The sequence below is a fragment of the Arthrobacter sp. NPDC058288 genome (genome assembly GCF_042880995.1).
Taxonomy (GTDB): domain Bacteria; phylum Actinomycetota; class Actinomycetes; order Actinomycetales; family Micrococcaceae; genus Arthrobacter.
This window is the reverse complement of the sequence record NZ_JBHVYH010000002.1, coordinates 81793-99278: the sequence shown is the minus strand read 5'-3', so window position 1 is coordinate 99278 and position 17486 is coordinate 81793. Positions and strand designations below refer to the sequence as shown.

Sequence of the window (17486 nt, the reverse complement as noted above, 5' to 3'; positions counted from 1 at the left end):
GGGTGCTCCTACTTTGCTGCGGAGAGGGTGGCGGGAGTAGCGGCGGACGGGATGTGTTCGCGGAAGCCGTTCCGGGCCACGAAACGTCCCACGGCGCCGGGATCGTGGAAGCCGCCGCCGTCGAGCACCACCCTTCCCGCTGACACTACGACGGCCGGCCAGCCGGTGAGCGACCGGCCGTCGAACGGTGAGAAGTCAGTGCCCATGTGCAGCGCGCCGCCGTCGACTATCCGTTCCTCGGCGGGATCGAAGATCACCAGGTCGGCGTCGAAGCCCTCGGCAATGGTTCCCTTGCCGGGAACGGCGTTGATGCGGGCCGGCCCGGTGGAGAAGACTTCCACGAAGTCCTCCACCGACGAGCCGGCGGACGCCATGGCCGTGAAAGTGACGGGCATCCGGGTTTCCACGCCGGGCAGGCCGTGCGGCATGGCGCGGATGTCGTCCGTGCGTTCGCGCTTCTGTGAGAGGTCGTAACAGGAGTGGTCCGAGGAAACGGTGTGGATGGCGCCGTCGGCCAGCCGTTCCTTCAAAGCGGCCACGGTTTCGGGGCTGCGCATGGGCGGGCAGCAGGCGTACCACTCCGGGAAGGCGGAGCCGTACACCGTGTCATCCAGGGTGAGGTAATGCGGGCAGGTCTCGGAGTAGGCTTCCTGGCCGCGGGCCCGGGCCTCAGTGACCAGGTCGACGGCGCCCGGCGTGGACTGATGCACGAAGTACACCGGTGCCTTGGTGTATTCGGCCATGGCCAGGGTTTCCTTGACCGAGATTTCCTCGGCCAGTTCAGGGCGGGTCCGGTGCAGGTGTTCGATGCCGATCCTGCCGTCGTCGGCGTGCTGCTGCGTGCAGTCGCTGATGATGGGGTCGTGTTCGGCGTGGATGTAGGTGAGGCCGTCCAGCCGGACCATCTCGCGCATCACTTTCAGGATGGTATCGCCGTCCGCCATGGTGGTGCCGCGGTTGGTGGTGTACATCTTCACTGAGCGCACCCCCTCGGCGGCGAGCTGTTCCAGCTGCCAGGGCACGGTCTCGTCCCAGCTGACCACGGAGCCGTGCAGGGCGACGTCGCAGCGGGATTCCAGCGCCAGCTCCTTCTTGTGCAGGACGGCGGCCAGCGGGGTTTCCTGCGCGTCGCGGGGAATGCCGAAGTCGATGATGGTGGTGGTGCCGCCCCACAGTGCCGCGGTGGAGGTGGTGCGGTAGTCGTCCAGGGTGCGGAAGCGGCCGGTTACCTGGGCCACATGGCAGTGGCCGTCCACGCCGCCCGGAATCACCAGTTGTCCGGTGGCGTCGATGGTGCGGACTGCGGCGGGGACGGGTTCCGCGGCGTCGATGAGCTGCTCCACGCGGCCGTCGCGGACCACCACGTGGGCGGTCTGTCGGCCGGAGCTGTTGACCACGGTGCCGTGGGCGATGACGAGGTCGGGAATGCGGGACATCTTTGTCCTCCTAGTTCTTTGAAGCGGTGCGTTCTGTCTGTGCGGCGGCCAGGGCGGCGTCGAGGTTTTCGGAGAGTCCCTTGCGGGCCTTGACGGGCGGCGGCGCGAAGGCACCGGCGCGGTGCGGGCCGGATTGAAGTCCGACGACGGCCTCCGCCATGCGGATGCCGGCGGAGATGCCGTCCACCACCGGAACCGGGATCTGGCCGCTTAGTTCGCGGGCCAGGCCGGCGAGGGGCGCGCCGGCGAGGATCACGACGTCGGCCCCGTCCTCCGCGACGGCCTGCCGGCTGAGGGCCAGCAGGGTTTCCTTGAAGTCCTGCTGCACGGAGCCGATGCCGTTCAGCGCCTCATTGATGGAGCGGATGGAGGCCAGCCGGCCGCCGAGGCCGAAGCGCTCCACGCAGTCCAGGTACCAGGGCCGGATCCGGTCGGAGATGGCGATGATGGAGAAGCGGTGGCCCTGCAGGGCGGCGGCGCACAGCGCGGCCTCCGTGATGCCGATGACGGGGACGTCCGTGAGCTCCTTCAGGGCGGGCATTCCCGGATCCCCGAAGGCCGCGACGACGACCCCGTCGATGGGTGCCGCGTCGATGCGGTCGGCGCCGACAGATGGGCCGCCGTCGGACGTTTCCGCGGTGTATTCGGCGATCACCTCAGCCACCGCGCCGGCGGCGATCAGGGACTCGAAGCGGGTTTCGATGTATTCGACGCCGTGCGCGGCGGTGCGGACCACCAGTTCGGTGTCCGGCGAGGCGGAGCGCAGGGCTTCCGATTCGATCAGCGCCGTGACGTCGTCGCTGATATTGGGGTTGATGACGAGAAGTTTCATTTTTTCTTCCGGTGAAGGGCGGGTTCAGTTTTCTGGAAGTCGTCGGGGAACTGTTCGCGGTATTTGCCGATGTGCGACGCCGACTGGGCCGCGGCGCGGTCCGGGTCGCCGCTGGCGATGGCGGCGTAGAGTTCCTGGTGCTCCCGGATCAATTCGGGCAGGTCGCTCACGTGCCGGAACAGCCAGTGCATCCGGCCCTGAAGCGGCTCCAGGGCAGACCTCAGGAAGCCGTTGTCCGCGATCCGGGTGATGGCGTCGTGGAATTCGCTGTTGGCGCGGTGGGCCTCCATGACGGCGCCCTTGGCGAGGCAGCGTTCGGCCTCGTCCAGCAGTCCGGCAAGGTACTCAAGGTCCTCGCCGGTGGCGCGGACGGCAGCCAGCCGGCAGGCCAGTACCTCCAGCGACTGGCGGACGTCGAAGAGGTCCTCCACATCCTTGGGGCTGAGCGAGCTGACCTCGGCACCGCGGGCCCCCCGGTCGCTGAGCAGGCCTTCCTGGCGCAGCATCCGCAGCGCTTCCCGGACCGGCAGCCGCGAGACGTTGAACTCGGCTGCCAGGTCCCGTTCCACCAGCCGGGTGCCGGGAGCGTAGTGCCCTTCGAAGATCCTGGTACGGAGCGTGTCCCGGACGGTCTCGCGGAGGGGGCGTTCCTTGTCCTGGGTTTCTTCTGCGGTAAGCATGGTGCTCCATTCGGGTTTCTTGACGGGTAGTGCGCTCCCGGCACAGGGAGGTGGTGCTGCGGTGCCTAGCTTAGGGCTGCCAGCTTAGAGCCGACCGCCTAGACAGGGAGGCGCTTGTTGTAGTCCAGCACCAGGACGGACACGCCCATGATGATCGCGGACCCGACGAAGTACAGCAGCGCCCAGGTGTAGGAGCCGGTGGCGCCAACGATCAGGCCCACCGCGATGGGGGTGACGAAGCCGGAGATGTTGCCGCTGAAGTTCATCGCTCCGCCGAGGACGCCGGCGTTGGTCCGGCCGCCCAGGATGGAGGGAATGCTCCAGAACAGGCCAACCCAGCGGAGGAAGAACATCACCACGGAGAGGAGTACGACGGCGGTGGTCGGGTCTGCCACGACGGTCACCCCGACGAGGCCGCCCACCACAACCACGCTGGAGATGCCCAGCAGCGTGCGCATGACGCGGTTGGCGGAGGCGCCGGCTGCCCGCCATTTGTCGGCGATGGTGCCGCCCAGGATTTCCCCGACGAAGCCCGCACCGAAGATCACGAACGTGGACCAGCCGATGGTCTTCAGGTCGAAGCCCTTGGCCTGGGCGAGGTACAGCGGGCCCCAGGTGAGCAAGCCGTAGAACACTCCGTTGAAGCCCAGCCAGCCGAAGCACATGGCCCAGAAGGAACGGAATTTCAGGTAGGGGAGCAGGGCCCGCTTGCCCTTGCTGCCGTCCAGCTCGGCCTCGGCGTCCTCGGCCGCGTGGGAGGCTTCGATGTATTCGGCCTCGGCGGCGTTGACTCCGCGGTGCTGGCGGGGGTTGTCCCGGACGTACCACCAGACGGCCAGGCCCATCAGGACCGTGGCGGCGCCGGCGATGACGAATGAACTGCGCCAGCTGCCGGTGGCGGCGATGAGGCCGGCGATGAGGATGCCGCCGAGCCCGGCTCCCAGTGGAGCGCCGGCGTCCAGGATGGTGGCGCCGCGGCCGCGTTCCGACTTGTGCATCCAGATGGCGTTGAGCTTGCCGCCGGCCGGCATGACGCCGGCTTCGGTGACGCCGATGCCGAGGCGGGCGATGAACATGCTGAGGAAGCCGCCGGCCATGCCGGAGGCCGCCGTTGCGGCGCCCCAGCCCACGCAGGAAGCGGTCATGACCTTCCGCGGGCCGAACTTGTCGATCAGCAGGCCGACCGGGATCTGCATCAGGGCATAGGTCCAGAAGAAGGCGGAGAGCAGCAGGCCCACGAGTTCGGGGGCGAGGTTGAATTCCTTTTGGATGATGGGGAGCGCCACCGAGATGGAGCCGCGGTCGATGTAATTGACGGCCACCAGGACGAGGAGCAGCAGGAAAAGCTTCCAGCGGACGTTGGTGCGCCGTTGCACGCCGTCCTTGCCGGTCTGGCTCTCAGGGGATTGAACTGCGGTTGGATCGGTGCTGGAAGTTTCGGTACTTGGAAGAGACACAGCTTCTCCTTCACGGGGAAGATTGCGGGCAGGGGAAAGACTCTGGTGTTATGGCTGGCCGCGGCCGGATCCGGCGGGGCCTTACTGTCCAGGGCTGGCTCTGGGTACGCCGCTCGGGGCGCCAGGGTCCGGGATAGTGGTCACTTTTGGGATCCCGTTTTGGGATCCCAAAATTAAAGATAGAAGTGAGCCCCGCCACTGTCAAGGGTTTTCCGCGCGCAGCCCGCCGGGCAGCCTATTTACCGATTGTGACTACGGGCTGTCGCTGTGCGCCAGGATCTCCGCGAGCTCCGCCAGCCGGTGGGCGCGCGCTGATTCCGCTGGAGTGAAGGGTTCGCCGGGGCGGTAGAAGGTGACGGGGCCGTGCCACGCCGTCGGGATCTTCAGCACCGTCCCGGCGTCGGCTGTGGCCAGGAGTTCCTGGCGCCCCTCAGCAGCGTCGGGAACAATCCTGGCGGAAAGCAGCTCGGCGACGGCCAGCGGAAGCTCATCCGGGTTGCCCGCAATCCGGGCGGCGAGGCTGAGTGCCCTGGTCTGGCCGTCTGCCATGGCCAGGGCCGTGGTGGGCCAGACGTGCGGGTGCCTGCCGCCGCCGTCGCGCAGGGCGTCCAGGAGCTCACGTTCGCCGAGATTCCCGGGCGCGGAGAGGACGAACTCGTCGAGTACGCCGCCCGCCACCGGATGGATGTGGATGCTGAGGATGTTGGTGTCCAGCCGGGCCAGCGCCAGGGTGATTTTCTGAAGCGACCCTGGCTGGTCGCGCAGCACGGTGCGTGCCCGCCAGAGGGCAGGTGCGGTGTTCAGCCGTTTCCGGTGCCGCAGTGCGGGAGCGTGCAGCCAACTCCTCAGCATCCGGGCTGCGGATGGCTCAGCCACCCAGATCACCAGGACTGTTGCCGTCAGGGTAAGGACCAGGACCTTGGCCACGTAGGGGAGGTGGGTCTCCACTACGGCCGCGTGCACCAGGAGCTCAATGGGCAGCATGACGGCGATGTTCGCCAGGGTTAGCCGTGCTTTGGTGGGCTCCGGCATCTGACCGCAAACTTCGCAGCTCAGGTCGACAGGTTCGGGGGACTGTGCCTTGCGCTTCATACTCACATCATGTCGGGGCCCTGTTTCAATGGCGTTGCGACCGCGTCACGATCGCCAACATCCTTGGAATGGCGCGGATTTTTGGAGTACTTGCCCCGCGCGGAGGCTGCGGCCGTCCGGGGCCGGCCGCAGGCCGCCTAGATGCTCGAGCAGGTAGGCCCGGGTGTCCCGGGCCTTAAGACCTGCACGTAGTTTCCGCCCGTCCACCTAACGGTCCGTAAGACGACCGAGTAGTACCCGCATAAAGCACCGGATACCTGCATAGAAAGCCGGGTAGGTGGCCCTCGTGACGGAGGCAGGGCCCCACGGCTTGTATTGGGGAAGGCATCAACCGGTGCCGCCTACCAATGGTCGGGGGATAGGCAAATGGCGACCTCGTCTGCAGGCATATCGCTCTCAATATGCGGGGGCTGAAATGAGCCAACTGGGTAAAACAAGCCCGTTCGTGCTGAAGTTCATTAGTCCCGGAGTGAGTTCCGGGAGGGTCGCCAGCCCGCCGCGTTCCGCCGTCGGGCATTCCCTTGGAGGCCCGGAGGGGCAGCCGCCCGAGCGCAGGCTCTCCGGCCGTGAATGGGCGCGCTTCCTGGCCCGCTTCCTCCGCCTGACCGACACGCTGTTGGTGGTCTTTTCGGTGCTGCTCGGATATGTGATCCGGTTCGACGGCGGCCGATCCTTTGCGGAAAGCCGCGACAATGCACTGGGCGCCGTCCTGGCCGCAGGCCTCGTGGTGTTATGGACAGGCGCCCTCCACTTTTACCGGACGAGGGACCCCAAAGTTCTCGGAGTCGGTTCCAGCGAATACAAACGCGTTGCCGTTGCCACCACCCGGGTGTTTGGCCTGCTGGCGGTCTTCCTGGTGGTATTCCGGCTGGAACCGGCCTGGGCCTTTTACGTCGGGTCGTTCCCGCTGGGGCTCTTGGCTCTGGTGGGGAACCGCTGGCTCGCGCGCCGCTGGTATAACCGGAAACAGGCCGACGGCCAGTTCCTGGTGAAGGCGATCGTCATTGGCCAGCCCGAAGATGTCCGCTATGTGCTCGGCCGGATCGCCAAGAAGACGGGTGCAGCCTACGAAATCCTGGGGGTGTCACTGCCTGGTGCCCGCCGGGGAATGACGCTCGACGTCGACGGACGCCGCGTTCCGGTGCTGTCCTCCACCGACGACGTTGTCCGGACCGTGGGAAGGTACGGCGCCGAGGCCGTCATCGTGGCGGGTCCTGTGCCGGGGGGCAACCAGTACATCCGGGAGCTGGGCTGGCGGCTGGAAGAGCATTCCGCCGAATTGGTCCTTGCTTCAACGCTCACGAATGTCGCCGGGCCGCGGATCCACTGGCGGCCGGTGGAAGGACTGCCGCTGATGCACGTGGACGTCCCGCAGTACAGCGGCGGCAAGCATGTGCTCAAGCGGCTGCTGGACATTGTGGTCGCCTCCGTGGCCCTCGTCCTGCTGTCTCCGCTGTTCCTGGTCCTGGCCGTGATCGTCAAGCGGAACGGCCCCGGACCCGTGTTCTTCAAGCAGGAGCGGGTGGGCAAAGCCGGCCGGCCGTTCCGGATGATCAAGTTCCGTTCCATGGTCACCGACGCGGAGGCGTCACTCGTGGCGCTGATGGCCCGCAACGAAGGTGCGGGCGTGCTGTTCAAGATGCAGAACGATCCGCGGGTGACCAGCTGCGGGCGCTGGATGCGCCGTTACTCACTCGACGAACTTCCGCAGTTCTGGAACGTGCTCACCGGCGAAATGAGCCTGGTGGGCCCCCGGCCACCGCTGCAGCGCGAAGTGGAGGCCTACGAACGGCACACCCACCGGCGGCTGCTCATCAAGCCCGGAATCACCGGGCTCTGGCAGGTCAACGGCCGCTCGGACCTGCCCTGGGATGAGGCCGTCCGCCTCGATCTCTACTACGTCGAAAACTGGTCGATCATGGGGGACGTCATCATCATGTGGCGGACCTTCAAAGCAATGTGCATGCCTGCGGGCGCGTATTAAGTGGAGGGGACAGATATGGAATCGTCACAGGAGTCCTACCGCCGGGACCTTGACCTTATGGCATCCGCCGCACCGCTGCGGGCCGCCGTTATCGGGGCTGGCTACTGGGGGCCAAACCTCGCCCGGAACTTCAAGGCCAGCCCGGACTGGCAACTGGCCGCCATCGTGGACATGGACCGCGACCGCGCCGCTAAGCTCGCCGCAGCCCATGGCGGCGTGCCGGTCTGCGAATCAATCGACGAACTGCTGGATACGGTTGACGTCGACGCAGTAGCCATCGCCACCCCGGCGCACACCCACCACGGGATCGCCCTGACGGCTTTGCGCGCGGGAAAGCACGTGCTCGTCGAAAAGCCACTGGCTGACAGCAGGGCCAAAGGCGTGGAGATGGTCGAAGAAGCAGAGAGTCGCGGGCTGGTCCTGATGGCCGACCATACGTACTGTTACACCCCCGCCGTCCTGAAGATCCGCGAACTGATCGCGGAGGGTTCGCTGGGCGAGATCCTGTTCATCGACTCGGTGCGCATCAACCTGGGGCTCGTCCAGCCGGATGTTGACGTGTTCTGGGACCTGGCACCGCACGATCTTGCCATCATCGATTTCATCCTGCCCGGCGGCCTCCGTCCCGCTGAAGTGGCGGCCCACGGAGCCGATCCGCTGGGCACCGGAAGGGACTGCGTGGGGCACCTGACGTTTGCGCTGCCGAACGATGCCATGGCGCACGTGCACGTGAATTGGCTCAGCCCTACCAAGATCCGCCAGATGGTGGTGGGCGGTTCCCAGCGGACCCTCGTCTGGGACGACCTGAATCCGCAGCAACGGCTCAGTGTCTACGACCGCGGGGTCAGCCTGGACCGGAAATACCGTTCGCCCGCGGAGAAGAAGGCATTCGCCATTTCATACCGGCTGGGCGACACCTGGGCCCCCGCACTTCCGGAACACGAGGCCCTCGGCCAGATGGTGGCGGAATTCGCCAGCAGCATCTGGCATCATCGCCCGGCGCGGACCAGCGGGACGTCCGGTTTGCGGGTGCTCTCCGTTCTGGAAGCGGTCAGCCGCAGCCTCAGCGGGGACGGGGCGTCTGTCGCCGTCACGGGCAACGAAACCCAGTTGGAGGGACGGCGATGAGCATGCTCCAGGGTGCGCGGGTCCTGGTCACCGGCGGAGCCGGCACCATCGGATCCACGATTGTCGACCACCTGGTCACCGCCGGCGTTGAGCGGATAACCGTCCTGGACAACCTTGTCCGGGGCCGCCGGGCCAACCTGGATGACGCCGTGGCCACCGGCAGGGTGGAACTCGTCGAAGGGGACCTGCGCGACCGGGACCTGGTCCACGACCTCACCCGCGGCAAGGACATCGTTTTCCATCAGGCGGCCATCAGGATCACCCAGTGCGCCGAGGAGCCGCGGCTCGCCCTCGAAGTGCTGGTGGATGGCACGTTCAATGTCTTCGAGGCGGCAGCCGAGCACGGTGTGGGCAAGCTGGTGGCAGCGTCGAGCGCATCGGTCTACGGAATGGCGGAGGAATTCCCCACCACCGAACGGCACCACCACCACAACAACGACACGTTCTATGGCGCAGCGAAGTCCTTCAACGAGGGAATGGCACGAAGCTTCCGCGCGATGACCGGCCTGGACTACGTCCTGCTGCGCTACTTCAACGTCTACGGGCCGCGGATGGATGTGCACGGCCTCTACACGGAAGTCCTGGTGCGATGGATGGAGCGCATCGCGGACGGACAGCCGCCGCTGATCTTTGGTGACGGACGGCAGACCATGGATTTCATCCACACCCGTGACGTTGCCCGCGCCAATGTCCTGGCCGCCGGAAGCGGGGCGCGTGAGGGCGTCTACAACGTGGCCAGCGGGGAAGAAACCAGCCTCCTGAAACTTGCCGAGGCGTTATTGCGGGCCATGGATTCCGAACTGCACGTGGAGCACGGCCCGGACCGCGCCATCAACGGCGTGGTCCGTCGCCTCGCGGACACTTCCGCTGCGCGGCTTGACCTTGGCTTCGCGGCTGAAACCGGGCTTGAGGACGGGCTCCGGGAACTCGTGGACTGGTGGCGTCCGCTTCGCGGCGAAATTGCCGCCGCCAGGGTCGGAGGCGTGCGGTGACCATCAGCCAGGACCAGACGCTGAGCCGGATCAATGTCATGAAGCCATGGCTTGGAATCGAAGAAGCTGAGGCCGTCGCCGAGGTGATTGCGTCCGGCTGGGTGGCCCAGGGTCCCCGTGTTGCGCAGTTCGAGGAAGCCTTCGCCGCCGCCCAACAGGCGATGTTCGCCGTCGCCGTTTCCAACTGCACCACCGCCCTGCACCTGGCGCTCAAAGTGGCCGGCATCGGGCCCGGCGACGACGTGGTGGTGCCGTCCTTCTCCTTCATTGCCACCGCAAACGCTGCCGGCTACGTGGGAGCGAGGACGGTGTTTTGCGATGTTGAAGAGGAAACCGGCAACGTCTCCGCAGGGACCATCGCCGCCGCGCTGACGCCGGCCACCAAGGCCGTGATCGTGGTGGACCAGGGCGGAATGCCGGTGGACCTGGATCCGATCCGGGCGCTGTGCGACCCCCTGGGCATCACGGTGGTCGAGGATTCGGCGTGCGGAGCCGGGTCCACCTACCAAGGCAGGCCCGTGGGGGCGGGCGCGGAGCTGGCCGCGTGGTCCTTCCACCCGCGCAAGATTCTGACCACCGGGGAGGGTGGCATGCTGACTACCCGGAATCCCGAGTGGGCCGGCCGGGCACGAAGGCTGCGCGAACACGCCATGAGCGTTTCGGCCAACGACCGCCATGCCGCTCTCCTGGCGCCGGCGGAGGAGTACCTGGAAGCCGGGTTCAACTTCCGGATGACGGACATGCAGGCCGCCGTGGGACTCGTCCAGCTGGGGCGGCTGGCGGAGGCCGTGGCCCGACGCCGCGAAATCGTGGCCGGCTACCAGTCTGGTCTGGACGGCGTTGTGGGCCTGCGGCTGGTCCGCGACCCGGCCTACGGCACCAGCAATTTCCAGTCCTTCTGGGTGGAGGTCCTGCCGTCATTCCCCCTCAATCGGGAGGAACTCCTGGAGCGCCTGGCACGTGACGGCATCTCGGCCCGCCGCGGGATCATGGCTGCGCACCGGCAGCCCGCCTACGCCGGACGGGATACCGGCGCAGCCGACCTCTCCGTTACGGAACGGCTGACGGACAACACCCTGATCCTGCCGGTCTACCACCAGCTGACGCCGGGCGAGCAGTCCCGGGTACTCCGGTCCATCCGGCTGGCGGGCGGTGAGGGAACCCGTGGCTGACCTTATTCTCATCGCTGCGAGCGGGCTTGCCCGCGAAGTGCTCGCCACGGTACGCGATAGCGGCCAGTTCGACGTCGTGGGAATCCTCGACGACGATGCCGGCAGGGCGGGCACCACGATGGACGGATCGCACATCCTGGGTCCGGTCAGCCACGCGCTCAACTACCCGGACGCGAAGATGGTGGTCTGTGTGGGCGCCGGCAACGCTCGTGCCGGGATAGTGGCGAGGCTTGCCGGCCTCGGGTTCCCGGAGCGGCGCTACGCCACCGTGATTGACGCCTCGGTGCGGCTCCCGGAAGGGTGCCGGATCGGCCACGGCAACATCCTGCTGGGCCATGTCACCCTGACAGCCGACGTCACCATCGGCAACCATGTGGTGGTGATGCCGGGAGTGACCCTCACCCACGACGACACTGTGGAGGATTTCGCCACGTTCGCGGCCGGTGTTTCGCTGGGCGGCGGTGTCAGGGTGGGACGGGCCGCCTACCTGGGCATGAACTCCTGCGTGCGGGAACGGACGGCCGTCGGCGCCGGCGCCACCGTGGGGATGGGTGCCGTAGTCCTGTCCGACGTTCCGGCCGGAGAAACCTGGGCCGGTGTTCCGGCGCGGGCCATCAGGCGCGCGATGGCGGTGCTCTGATGCGACGCGCCAGGCCTGTCCCATTTGCCGGCACCACCGGTGTCACCGTGGTTGTGCCCTGCTACAACTACGGGCATTTCCTGGCTGAAGTGGTGCACAGCGCGCTGTCCCAGGAACGCGTGTCAACCAGGGTGATCATCGTGGACGATGCTTCCCCGGACGGGTCCGCTGATGTTGCCCGGGAGCTGGCGGCGGCGGATCCGCGGATAACGCTCCTATGCCATGAGGTGAACCAGGGCCACATCGCCACGTATAACGACGGCCTTGCCCGCGTGGAGACCGAATTCGTGGCACTCGTTTCCGCAGATGACCTGCTGGCACCGGGTGCCTTGGGCCGGGCCACGGACCTCATGAAGGCGCACCCGGGCGTGGGCATGGTGTACGGGATGCCCCTGGAGTTCGACGACGCCCAGGGCGTGCCGGACATCCCGGCCGACGGACGGAAGAGCAGCTGGACCGTCTGGTCCGGCAGGGAGTGGCTGCGGTGGGCATGCTGGCGGGGCCGGTGTTTCATCCTCTCCCCGGAAGTCGTCATGCGCACGGACGCCATGCGCCAGGTAGGACCCTATAACGCCGAACTGCCGCACTCCGGGGACCTGGAATACTGGGTCAGGACTGCTGCGCGTTGGGATGTGGGCCGGATCAACGGCCCAGTGCAGGCGTACTACCGCGTGCACGGAAACAACATGCACCTGACCAGCTTTGACACCATCCAGGTGGATCTCAAGCACCGGCTGGACGCCTTCGAGGTGCTTGCCACTGCCGAACTGGCAGCGGAACTGCCCGATGCTGCACGGTTGCACCGGATGGCCCGGCGAGGAGTCGGCCGGGAATCGCTCCTGCTGGCGGAACGGAACCTCGACGCCGGAGGCGCCGTTTCCGTATCCCTGTCACTGCTGGACGTGGCCAAGTCAGCCTTCCCGTCGGCGGCGTCCACGCTGCGCGGCAGAGCATTGCGACACAGGCTGGTCCGCGCAGGCCGGCGTGCTGCACCGACAGGTGTCCAAAGCATGATCGAAGGCTACCGGCGCCAAGTGGACAGGGTCCGCTGGACTGCCTGGCGAAAAGCAGGCATATCGTGAGGACCCAAGGAGACCCGGAGGCGGGCCTTGAAACGGTGAGGACCGGGTTCAGGGGCGGCCTTTTGTGGGGCGCAGTAGGAGTCGGCTCAGGCCGTGTGCTGCAATTTGTCACCACCTTGATCCTTGCCCGCATCCTCGCCCCGGAACACTTTGGCGCCCTCGCCATCGCCCTGGTGGTGCAGACCATTGCCATGAACGTCACTGAGCTGGGAGCCACGGCCGCACTCGGGCGCGGGGACCGCGACCCCGCGGAGATCGCGCCGACCATCTTCACCATCGGCCTGGTAACCAGCACGGTCATCACGGCCGCAGTGTTCGCCGGCGCGCCCGTTCTTGCAGCGGCCATGGGCGATCCCTCTGCCGCGCCAATCGTGCAGATCATGGCCTTCACCATCCTTCTGTCCGGCCTGTCCGGGGTCCCCGCCGCCATGGTGTGGCGGAACTACCTCCAACGCCCCCGGGCCCTCGTGGAAATCGCCGGCGCGCTGTGCAGCCTGGCCCTCGTCATCCCCATGGCACTTGATGGCTGGGGAGCCTTCGCCCTCGCCTGGTCCAGGCTTGCCGGGCAACTGCTCACCACCATCGGGTACTGGCGGGTTACGCCCCAGCGGTTCCTGCCCGGGTTCCGGCGGGCCGAGGCTGCATACGTGCTGCGCCTGGGCATGCCTCTGGCTTTGGCAAACCTCGTTGTTTTTGCCACCCTGAACCTGGACTACGTCATCGTGGGCAGGAACCTCGGGACGGCGGAACTGGGCATCTACCTGCTGGCGTTCAACCTTGCCAGCCTCCCCAGCAGCCTCATTACCGCCGTGATCCGCACCGTGGCCATCCCGACGTTCGGCCGGCTGCACAAAGCAGGCATGCTGGCAGAAGCCGCTCCGGCAGCGCTTGGAGCCGCGGCCTGCCTGGCCCTACCCGTCTCCGCGCTCCTGGTGGGTCTGGCCGGCCCGCTGATCAAGGTCCTTTACGGCCAGGCGTGGACCGGAGCGGCCGGAGCCATGATCGGACTGGGAATTTTTGGGGCGGGCCGAATCCTCACGGAGATGCTCGCGGACCTGTGTGTCGGGGCCGGCCGCACGGTGGGCCTGTTCTGGGTCCAGGTGGTGTGGTTCGTCAGCCTGCTCCCCGCGCTCCTGGCCGGGGCCCGGCTTGGCGGCCTCGCCGGCGTCGGCGCGGGGCAGGCGGTCGTGATCTGGCTCGTGGTGCTCCCGGTCTTCTTCCTCATGGTCCGTCGCACCGTGGGGGCCGGGATCGGCGCGATGCTGCTGCAGTGCGCGCCGCCCGCCGCAGCGGCCGTCCTGGCCGGGGTGGCGGCCTGGATTGTGGCGGGGGCCGTTCGTGAGCCCTTCGCAGCTGTCGTGGCCGGCGGCCTCACCGGAGCCGCGCTCTACGTGCTGCTCATCGGGCGGTATGTCCTCCAGGCACTCGCGAGCCTGAAATCACTGAATGCCGCCGAAGCAGCGGGAGTCCCCGCGCCGGCAAACGCGGCCGACACGCTGAGTCTAAGGAGCGCACCATGAACTTTCCGGCGCAACTTCGGGTCCCCCTGGTGGACCTCGTCGCCCAGCAGGCGGAAATCCATGAAGAACTGGAGCCCCACCTGCAGGACATCCTGCAGCGTGCGGCCTTCATCGGCGGGAAAGAGGTTGAGCTCTTCGAGCAGCAGTACGCCGATTTTCTCGGAGCGCGCCACTGCATAGGCGTCGGAAACGGCACGGATGCCCTGGAACTCGCGCTGCTGGGCGCAGGCGTAGGGCCCGGGCAGGAAGTCATCGTGCCGGCCAACACATTCATCGCGAGCGTGGAAGCAGTGGTGAGGGTGGGCGCCGTACCCGTCCTTGCGGATGTGGACGAGGAGTATCTGCTGCTGGATCCGGAATCGGTCCGGCACCGCGTGACCGACCGGACCGCAGCCATCCTCCCGGTTCACCTTTTTGGCCAGGTGGCCCCTGTGGAGCGGCTGACTCCCATTGCCGAACTATGCGGCGCCGTGATCATTGAGGATGCCGCGCAGGCACAGGGCGCGTTACGGTTCGGCCGGTCCGCGGGCACCCTGGGCCGCATCGCGGCCACAAGCTTCTACCCGGGGAAGAACCTCGGTGCTGCTGGTGACGCAGGCGCCGTCATAACCGACGACGACGACGTTGCGCGCCTGGTCCGGCTGCTCGGCGCACACGGTAGCGAACGCAAGTACGAGCACGAAGTCATGGGGTGCAACTCGAGGCTGGACACCATCCAGGCCGCCGTGCTGCTGACGAAACTCAAGCGGCTCCGGGACTGGAACGACATGCGCAGCCAGGCTGCTGCACGCTATCAGGGGCTGCTGGCGGATGTGGAAGCTGTCCGGCTGCCGCGGTCCGCGCCGGGGAACTCTGACGTATGGCACCTCTTCGTGGTCCGGCTGGAGGACCGGGACCGGATTGCGGCCGATATGCAGCAGTCCGGAGTGTCCACCGGCGTCCACTACCCGGTTCCCGTCCACCGCACCGAGGCTTGGCGGAAGCTGGGACTGGAAGCCGGAAGCTTCCCGGTTGCCGAGGCGGCGTCCCGCCGGATCCTGTCCCTGCCCATTTACCCGCACATCACGGCGAGCCAGCAGGAGCACGTCGTGGAAAGCCTTCGCAACGCCGTCGGGGGTGGAGCATGAGCGTCCTGAAACGGCTCCTCACCATGGGACCCCGGGACGCGGGCCGGCGTGTTGCCCGGCGTGTTGCGGGCAGCCTGGCGAGCCGCTTCGATGCGGCCGGTCTGGATTTCCCGCTGCTTCCGGAGGACATCGCGGATTCCACGCGGCTGCAGTTGGAACCGCCGCCCGCCGGAAGCACCAGGAAGAAGCTAAGCGTTGCCTGGCTGTGTACCCCGCCCAGCCCCGGATCCGGCGGTCACACAACGCTCTTCCGCATGGTTGCGGGGATGGAGGACCGCGGACACCGCTGCACGGTGCTGCTGTACAACCGGCACGATTCCGATCCGGTGCGGAACACGGCGATTATCCGCCAATACTGGCCCCATCTGAAGGCCGACATCAGAATCGTGCCCCAAGCCATCGAGGGCTATGACGCGTGCGTGGCCACTTCCTGGGATACGGCCCACGTTCTTGCCCGCCGAAGCAACAAAGGCACTCACCGTTTCTATCTCGTTCAGGACTTCGAGCCCTTCTTCTATCCCCGCGGAAGTCTTTACAGCCTGGCCGAGGACACCTACCGCTTCGGTTTTCGCCACATCGCCCTCGGCGGCATGGTCGCAGCGACACTCCTGGAAAACGTGGGGGTCGATTCCTCGATGGTCTCCTTCGGCTGTGACACCGGGACCTACAGGCTGGACAACGTGGGACCCCGGCGGGGAGTGGTCTTCTACGCCCGCGAGGCGGTGGACCGGCGCGGCTTCCTGCTGGCGCGCTTGGCACTGGAAGACTTCCACAGCCGCCATCCCGGGCAACCGATCCATGTATACGGGGACCCGATGGGGCGTTGGACCGTCCCCCACGTCCATCACGGAAAGCTGACTCCGGTCCAGCTGAACACCTTGTACAACACGTCTGCGGCCGGTCTCGCCATGTCGTTCACCAACATCTCCCTCGTGGCCGAGGAAATGCTCGCAGCGGGACTGACTCCCGTCGTCAACGACCACCGGTACGCTCGCCTGGACCTGCCCAATCCAGGGGTCGCATGGGCGCCTGCAACACCGGGAGGGCTGGCAGACGCGCTGTCCGCTGTCGTGGAAATGACGTCAGGATCCCGCAGCATCGAGTGCTCAGCCGGAGTCCGGCAAGGCTGGGACGGGACCCAGGCTGCGGTCTCCAACCTCATCAGCGACGCCGTGGCGGGCCTCCCCGCCCGGCCGTCCACGTCCAGCCAGGAAACCTGGCACTACGCCGCGGGCACCCGCGGCGCCGAAACCGGAAGCCACGGATGATGGGCGGCCGCCGGTGGACCCTTGCCGCCCTGCTGGGACTGTATCTGTCCGCCCTCGCGGTTATCGGTTTCTGGCCGTCCCCCGTGGACCGTCCCCTGGCCGGCTTCCTCAACGAAATCCTCGCAGCACTGCGCGGGAATGCCCTGACGTCCGGAATCCGCTACGGGCATGTGGAGGCTGCTGCGAACGTGGTTCTCTTTGTCCCGCTGGGTGTCCTGGTCGCGTTGCTGCTGCCGCCACGCCGCTGGTGGTTGGCGGCCGCGACCGGACTCCTGGCTTCCGCGGCCATAGAGGCTGTCCAGTACACATTTCTCAGCCAGCGCCAGGCCAGCGTCGCTGACCTGGCCGCCAACACACTCGGTGCCCTGACGGGTGCCGTATGCGTTGCGTTGGCTGTCCGGCGGGCAGGTCACGGACGCGGCGCACCACTACCAACGCCGGTCTCCGGCAACACCATCCCTGGGAGGAACAGCATGATTACCATCGCCACCTCGGCGGACGTTGCAGAGTCCGCCAGAATCGGAGACGGATCCCGGATCTGGCATTTGGCGCAGATCAGGGAAGACGCCGAGTTGGGCAGCAACTGCAACATTGGCCGTGGCGCCTATGTGGGGCCTGCCGTCCGCCTGGGCGACAACTGCAAGGTCCAAAATTACGCCCTGGTCTATGAACCGGCGCGGCTGTCTGACGGTGTCTTCATCGGGCCCGCCGCGGTGCTCACCAATGACCTGCACCCGCGGGCCATCACTCCGGACGGAACACTCAAAGGTGCCGACGACTGGGTCGCCGTCGGCGTCACAGTCGGCAAGGGCGCCTCCGTCGGAGCGCGAGCCGTCTGCATAGCGCCCCTCACCATCGGCGAGTGGGCCACAGTGGCCGCTGGCGCCGTCGTGACCCGTGACGTCCCCTCCTATGCCGTGGTGGCTGGCGTGCCGGCCCGGCACATGGGATGGGTGGGCGAAGCGGGCCACCCGCTCAAACAGGACGACGGCGGCAGCTGGCTCTGCCCGGTCACCGGGCGCCGGTACTTCGAGACCAATGGGCAGCTTGTGCCCGCGCAGACGAACTGAGGACGC

At 67.0% G+C, this 17486-nt stretch carries 15 protein-coding genes and 1 pseudogene; 11 read left to right on the top strand and 5 right to left on the bottom strand.

Translation table 11 applies throughout. The features are described from left to right. Positions 1-8 precede the first annotated feature (8 nt). The 5 genes from ACFVWT_RS09190 to ACFVWT_RS09170 all read right to left on the bottom strand — a co-directional run bounded on the left by ACFVWT_RS09190 (position 9) and on the right by ACFVWT_RS09170 (position 5497). Positions 9-1436, bottom strand: a complete 1428-nt coding sequence (locus ACFVWT_RS09190; protein ID WP_390247317.1) for an amidohydrolase family protein — start codon at positions 1434-1436, stop codon at positions 9-11. A 10-nt stretch (positions 1437-1446) separates the two neighbouring features. Next, positions 1447-2268 carry an aspartate/glutamate racemase family protein gene (locus ACFVWT_RS09185; protein WP_390247315.1) on the bottom strand — a complete coding sequence of 274 codons (822 nt, stop codon included), beginning with the start codon at positions 2266-2268 and terminating at the stop codon, positions 1447-1449. After that, a complete protein-coding gene (locus tag ACFVWT_RS09180) occupies positions 2265-2948 on the bottom strand; it encodes a GntR family transcriptional regulator (RefSeq protein ID WP_390247313.1) in 684 nt (227 codons plus the stop codon). Before ACFVWT_RS09180 ends, ACFVWT_RS09185 begins: the two co-directional genes overlap by 4 nt. A 98-nt stretch (positions 2949-3046) precedes the next feature. Beyond that, entirely contained in the window at positions 3047-4405 is a 1359-nt protein-coding gene (locus ACFVWT_RS09175) for an MFS transporter (RefSeq protein WP_390247311.1), read from the bottom strand. 252 nt (positions 4406-4657) lie between these two features. Further along, entirely contained in the window at positions 4658-5497 is an 840-nt protein-coding gene (locus tag ACFVWT_RS09170; protein ID WP_390247309.1) for an amino acid-binding protein, read from the bottom strand. Between the two features lie 415 nt (positions 5498-5912). On the opposite strand from ACFVWT_RS09170, the gene ACFVWT_RS09165 reads away from it, so the two are divergent. From ACFVWT_RS09165 to ACFVWT_RS09115, 11 genes and pseudogenes are all read left to right on the top strand, one after another. Then, a complete protein-coding gene (locus ACFVWT_RS09165) occupies positions 5913-7481 on the top strand; it encodes a sugar transferase (protein WP_390247307.1) in 1569 nt (522 codons plus the stop codon). 15 nt (positions 7482-7496) lie between these two features. Next, positions 7497-8609: a Gfo/Idh/MocA family protein gene (locus ACFVWT_RS09160; RefSeq protein WP_390247305.1), complete on the top strand. Its 1113-nt coding sequence runs from the start codon at positions 7497-7499 to the stop codon at positions 8607-8609. After that, positions 8606-9601: an NAD-dependent epimerase/dehydratase family protein gene (locus tag ACFVWT_RS09155; RefSeq protein ID WP_390247303.1), complete on the top strand. Its 996-nt coding sequence runs from the start codon at positions 8606-8608 to the stop codon at positions 9599-9601. Before ACFVWT_RS09160 ends, ACFVWT_RS09155 begins: the two co-directional genes overlap by 4 nt. Further along, on the top strand, positions 9598-10773 hold the full coding sequence (locus ACFVWT_RS09150; RefSeq protein ID WP_390247302.1) for a DegT/DnrJ/EryC1/StrS family aminotransferase: 1176 nt from the start codon (positions 9598-9600) through the stop codon (positions 10771-10773). Before ACFVWT_RS09155 ends, ACFVWT_RS09150 begins: the two co-directional genes overlap by 4 nt. Continuing rightward, a complete protein-coding gene (locus ACFVWT_RS09145) occupies positions 10766-11413 on the top strand; it encodes an acetyltransferase (RefSeq protein WP_390247300.1) in 648 nt (215 codons plus the stop codon). Before ACFVWT_RS09150 ends, ACFVWT_RS09145 begins: the two co-directional genes overlap by 8 nt. Next, on the top strand, positions 11413-12495 hold the full coding sequence (locus ACFVWT_RS09140; RefSeq protein WP_390247298.1) for a glycosyltransferase family 2 protein: 1083 nt from the start codon (positions 11413-11415) through the stop codon (positions 12493-12495). Before ACFVWT_RS09145 ends, ACFVWT_RS09140 begins: the two co-directional genes overlap by 1 nt. Then, positions 12492-14015, top strand: coding sequence for an oligosaccharide flippase family protein (locus tag ACFVWT_RS09135; RefSeq protein WP_390247296.1), 1524 nt, complete (start codon positions 12492-12494; stop codon positions 14013-14015). Before ACFVWT_RS09140 ends, ACFVWT_RS09135 begins: the two co-directional genes overlap by 4 nt. Next, entirely contained in the window at positions 14012-15142 is a 1131-nt protein-coding gene (locus tag ACFVWT_RS09130; protein WP_390247294.1) for a DegT/DnrJ/EryC1/StrS family aminotransferase, read from the top strand. The genes ACFVWT_RS09135 and ACFVWT_RS09130 overlap by 4 nt, the downstream gene beginning before the upstream one ends. Further along, positions 15139-16410, top strand: a complete 1272-nt coding sequence (locus ACFVWT_RS09125; protein WP_390247293.1) for a glycosyltransferase family 1 protein — start codon at positions 15139-15141, stop codon at positions 16408-16410. The genes ACFVWT_RS09130 and ACFVWT_RS09125 overlap by 4 nt, the downstream gene beginning before the upstream one ends. After that, positions 16407-16790, top strand: a pseudogene (locus tag ACFVWT_RS09120) (VanZ family protein); the annotation flags it as partial. The gene ACFVWT_RS09125 and the pseudogene ACFVWT_RS09120, both read left to right, overlap by 4 nt. Positions 16791-16883: 93 nt before the next feature. Continuing rightward, positions 16884-17480 carry an acyltransferase gene (locus tag ACFVWT_RS09115; RefSeq protein WP_390247835.1) on the top strand — a complete coding sequence of 199 codons (597 nt, stop codon included), beginning with the start codon at positions 16884-16886 and terminating at the stop codon, positions 17478-17480. Positions 17481-17486: the final 6 nt, after the last annotated feature.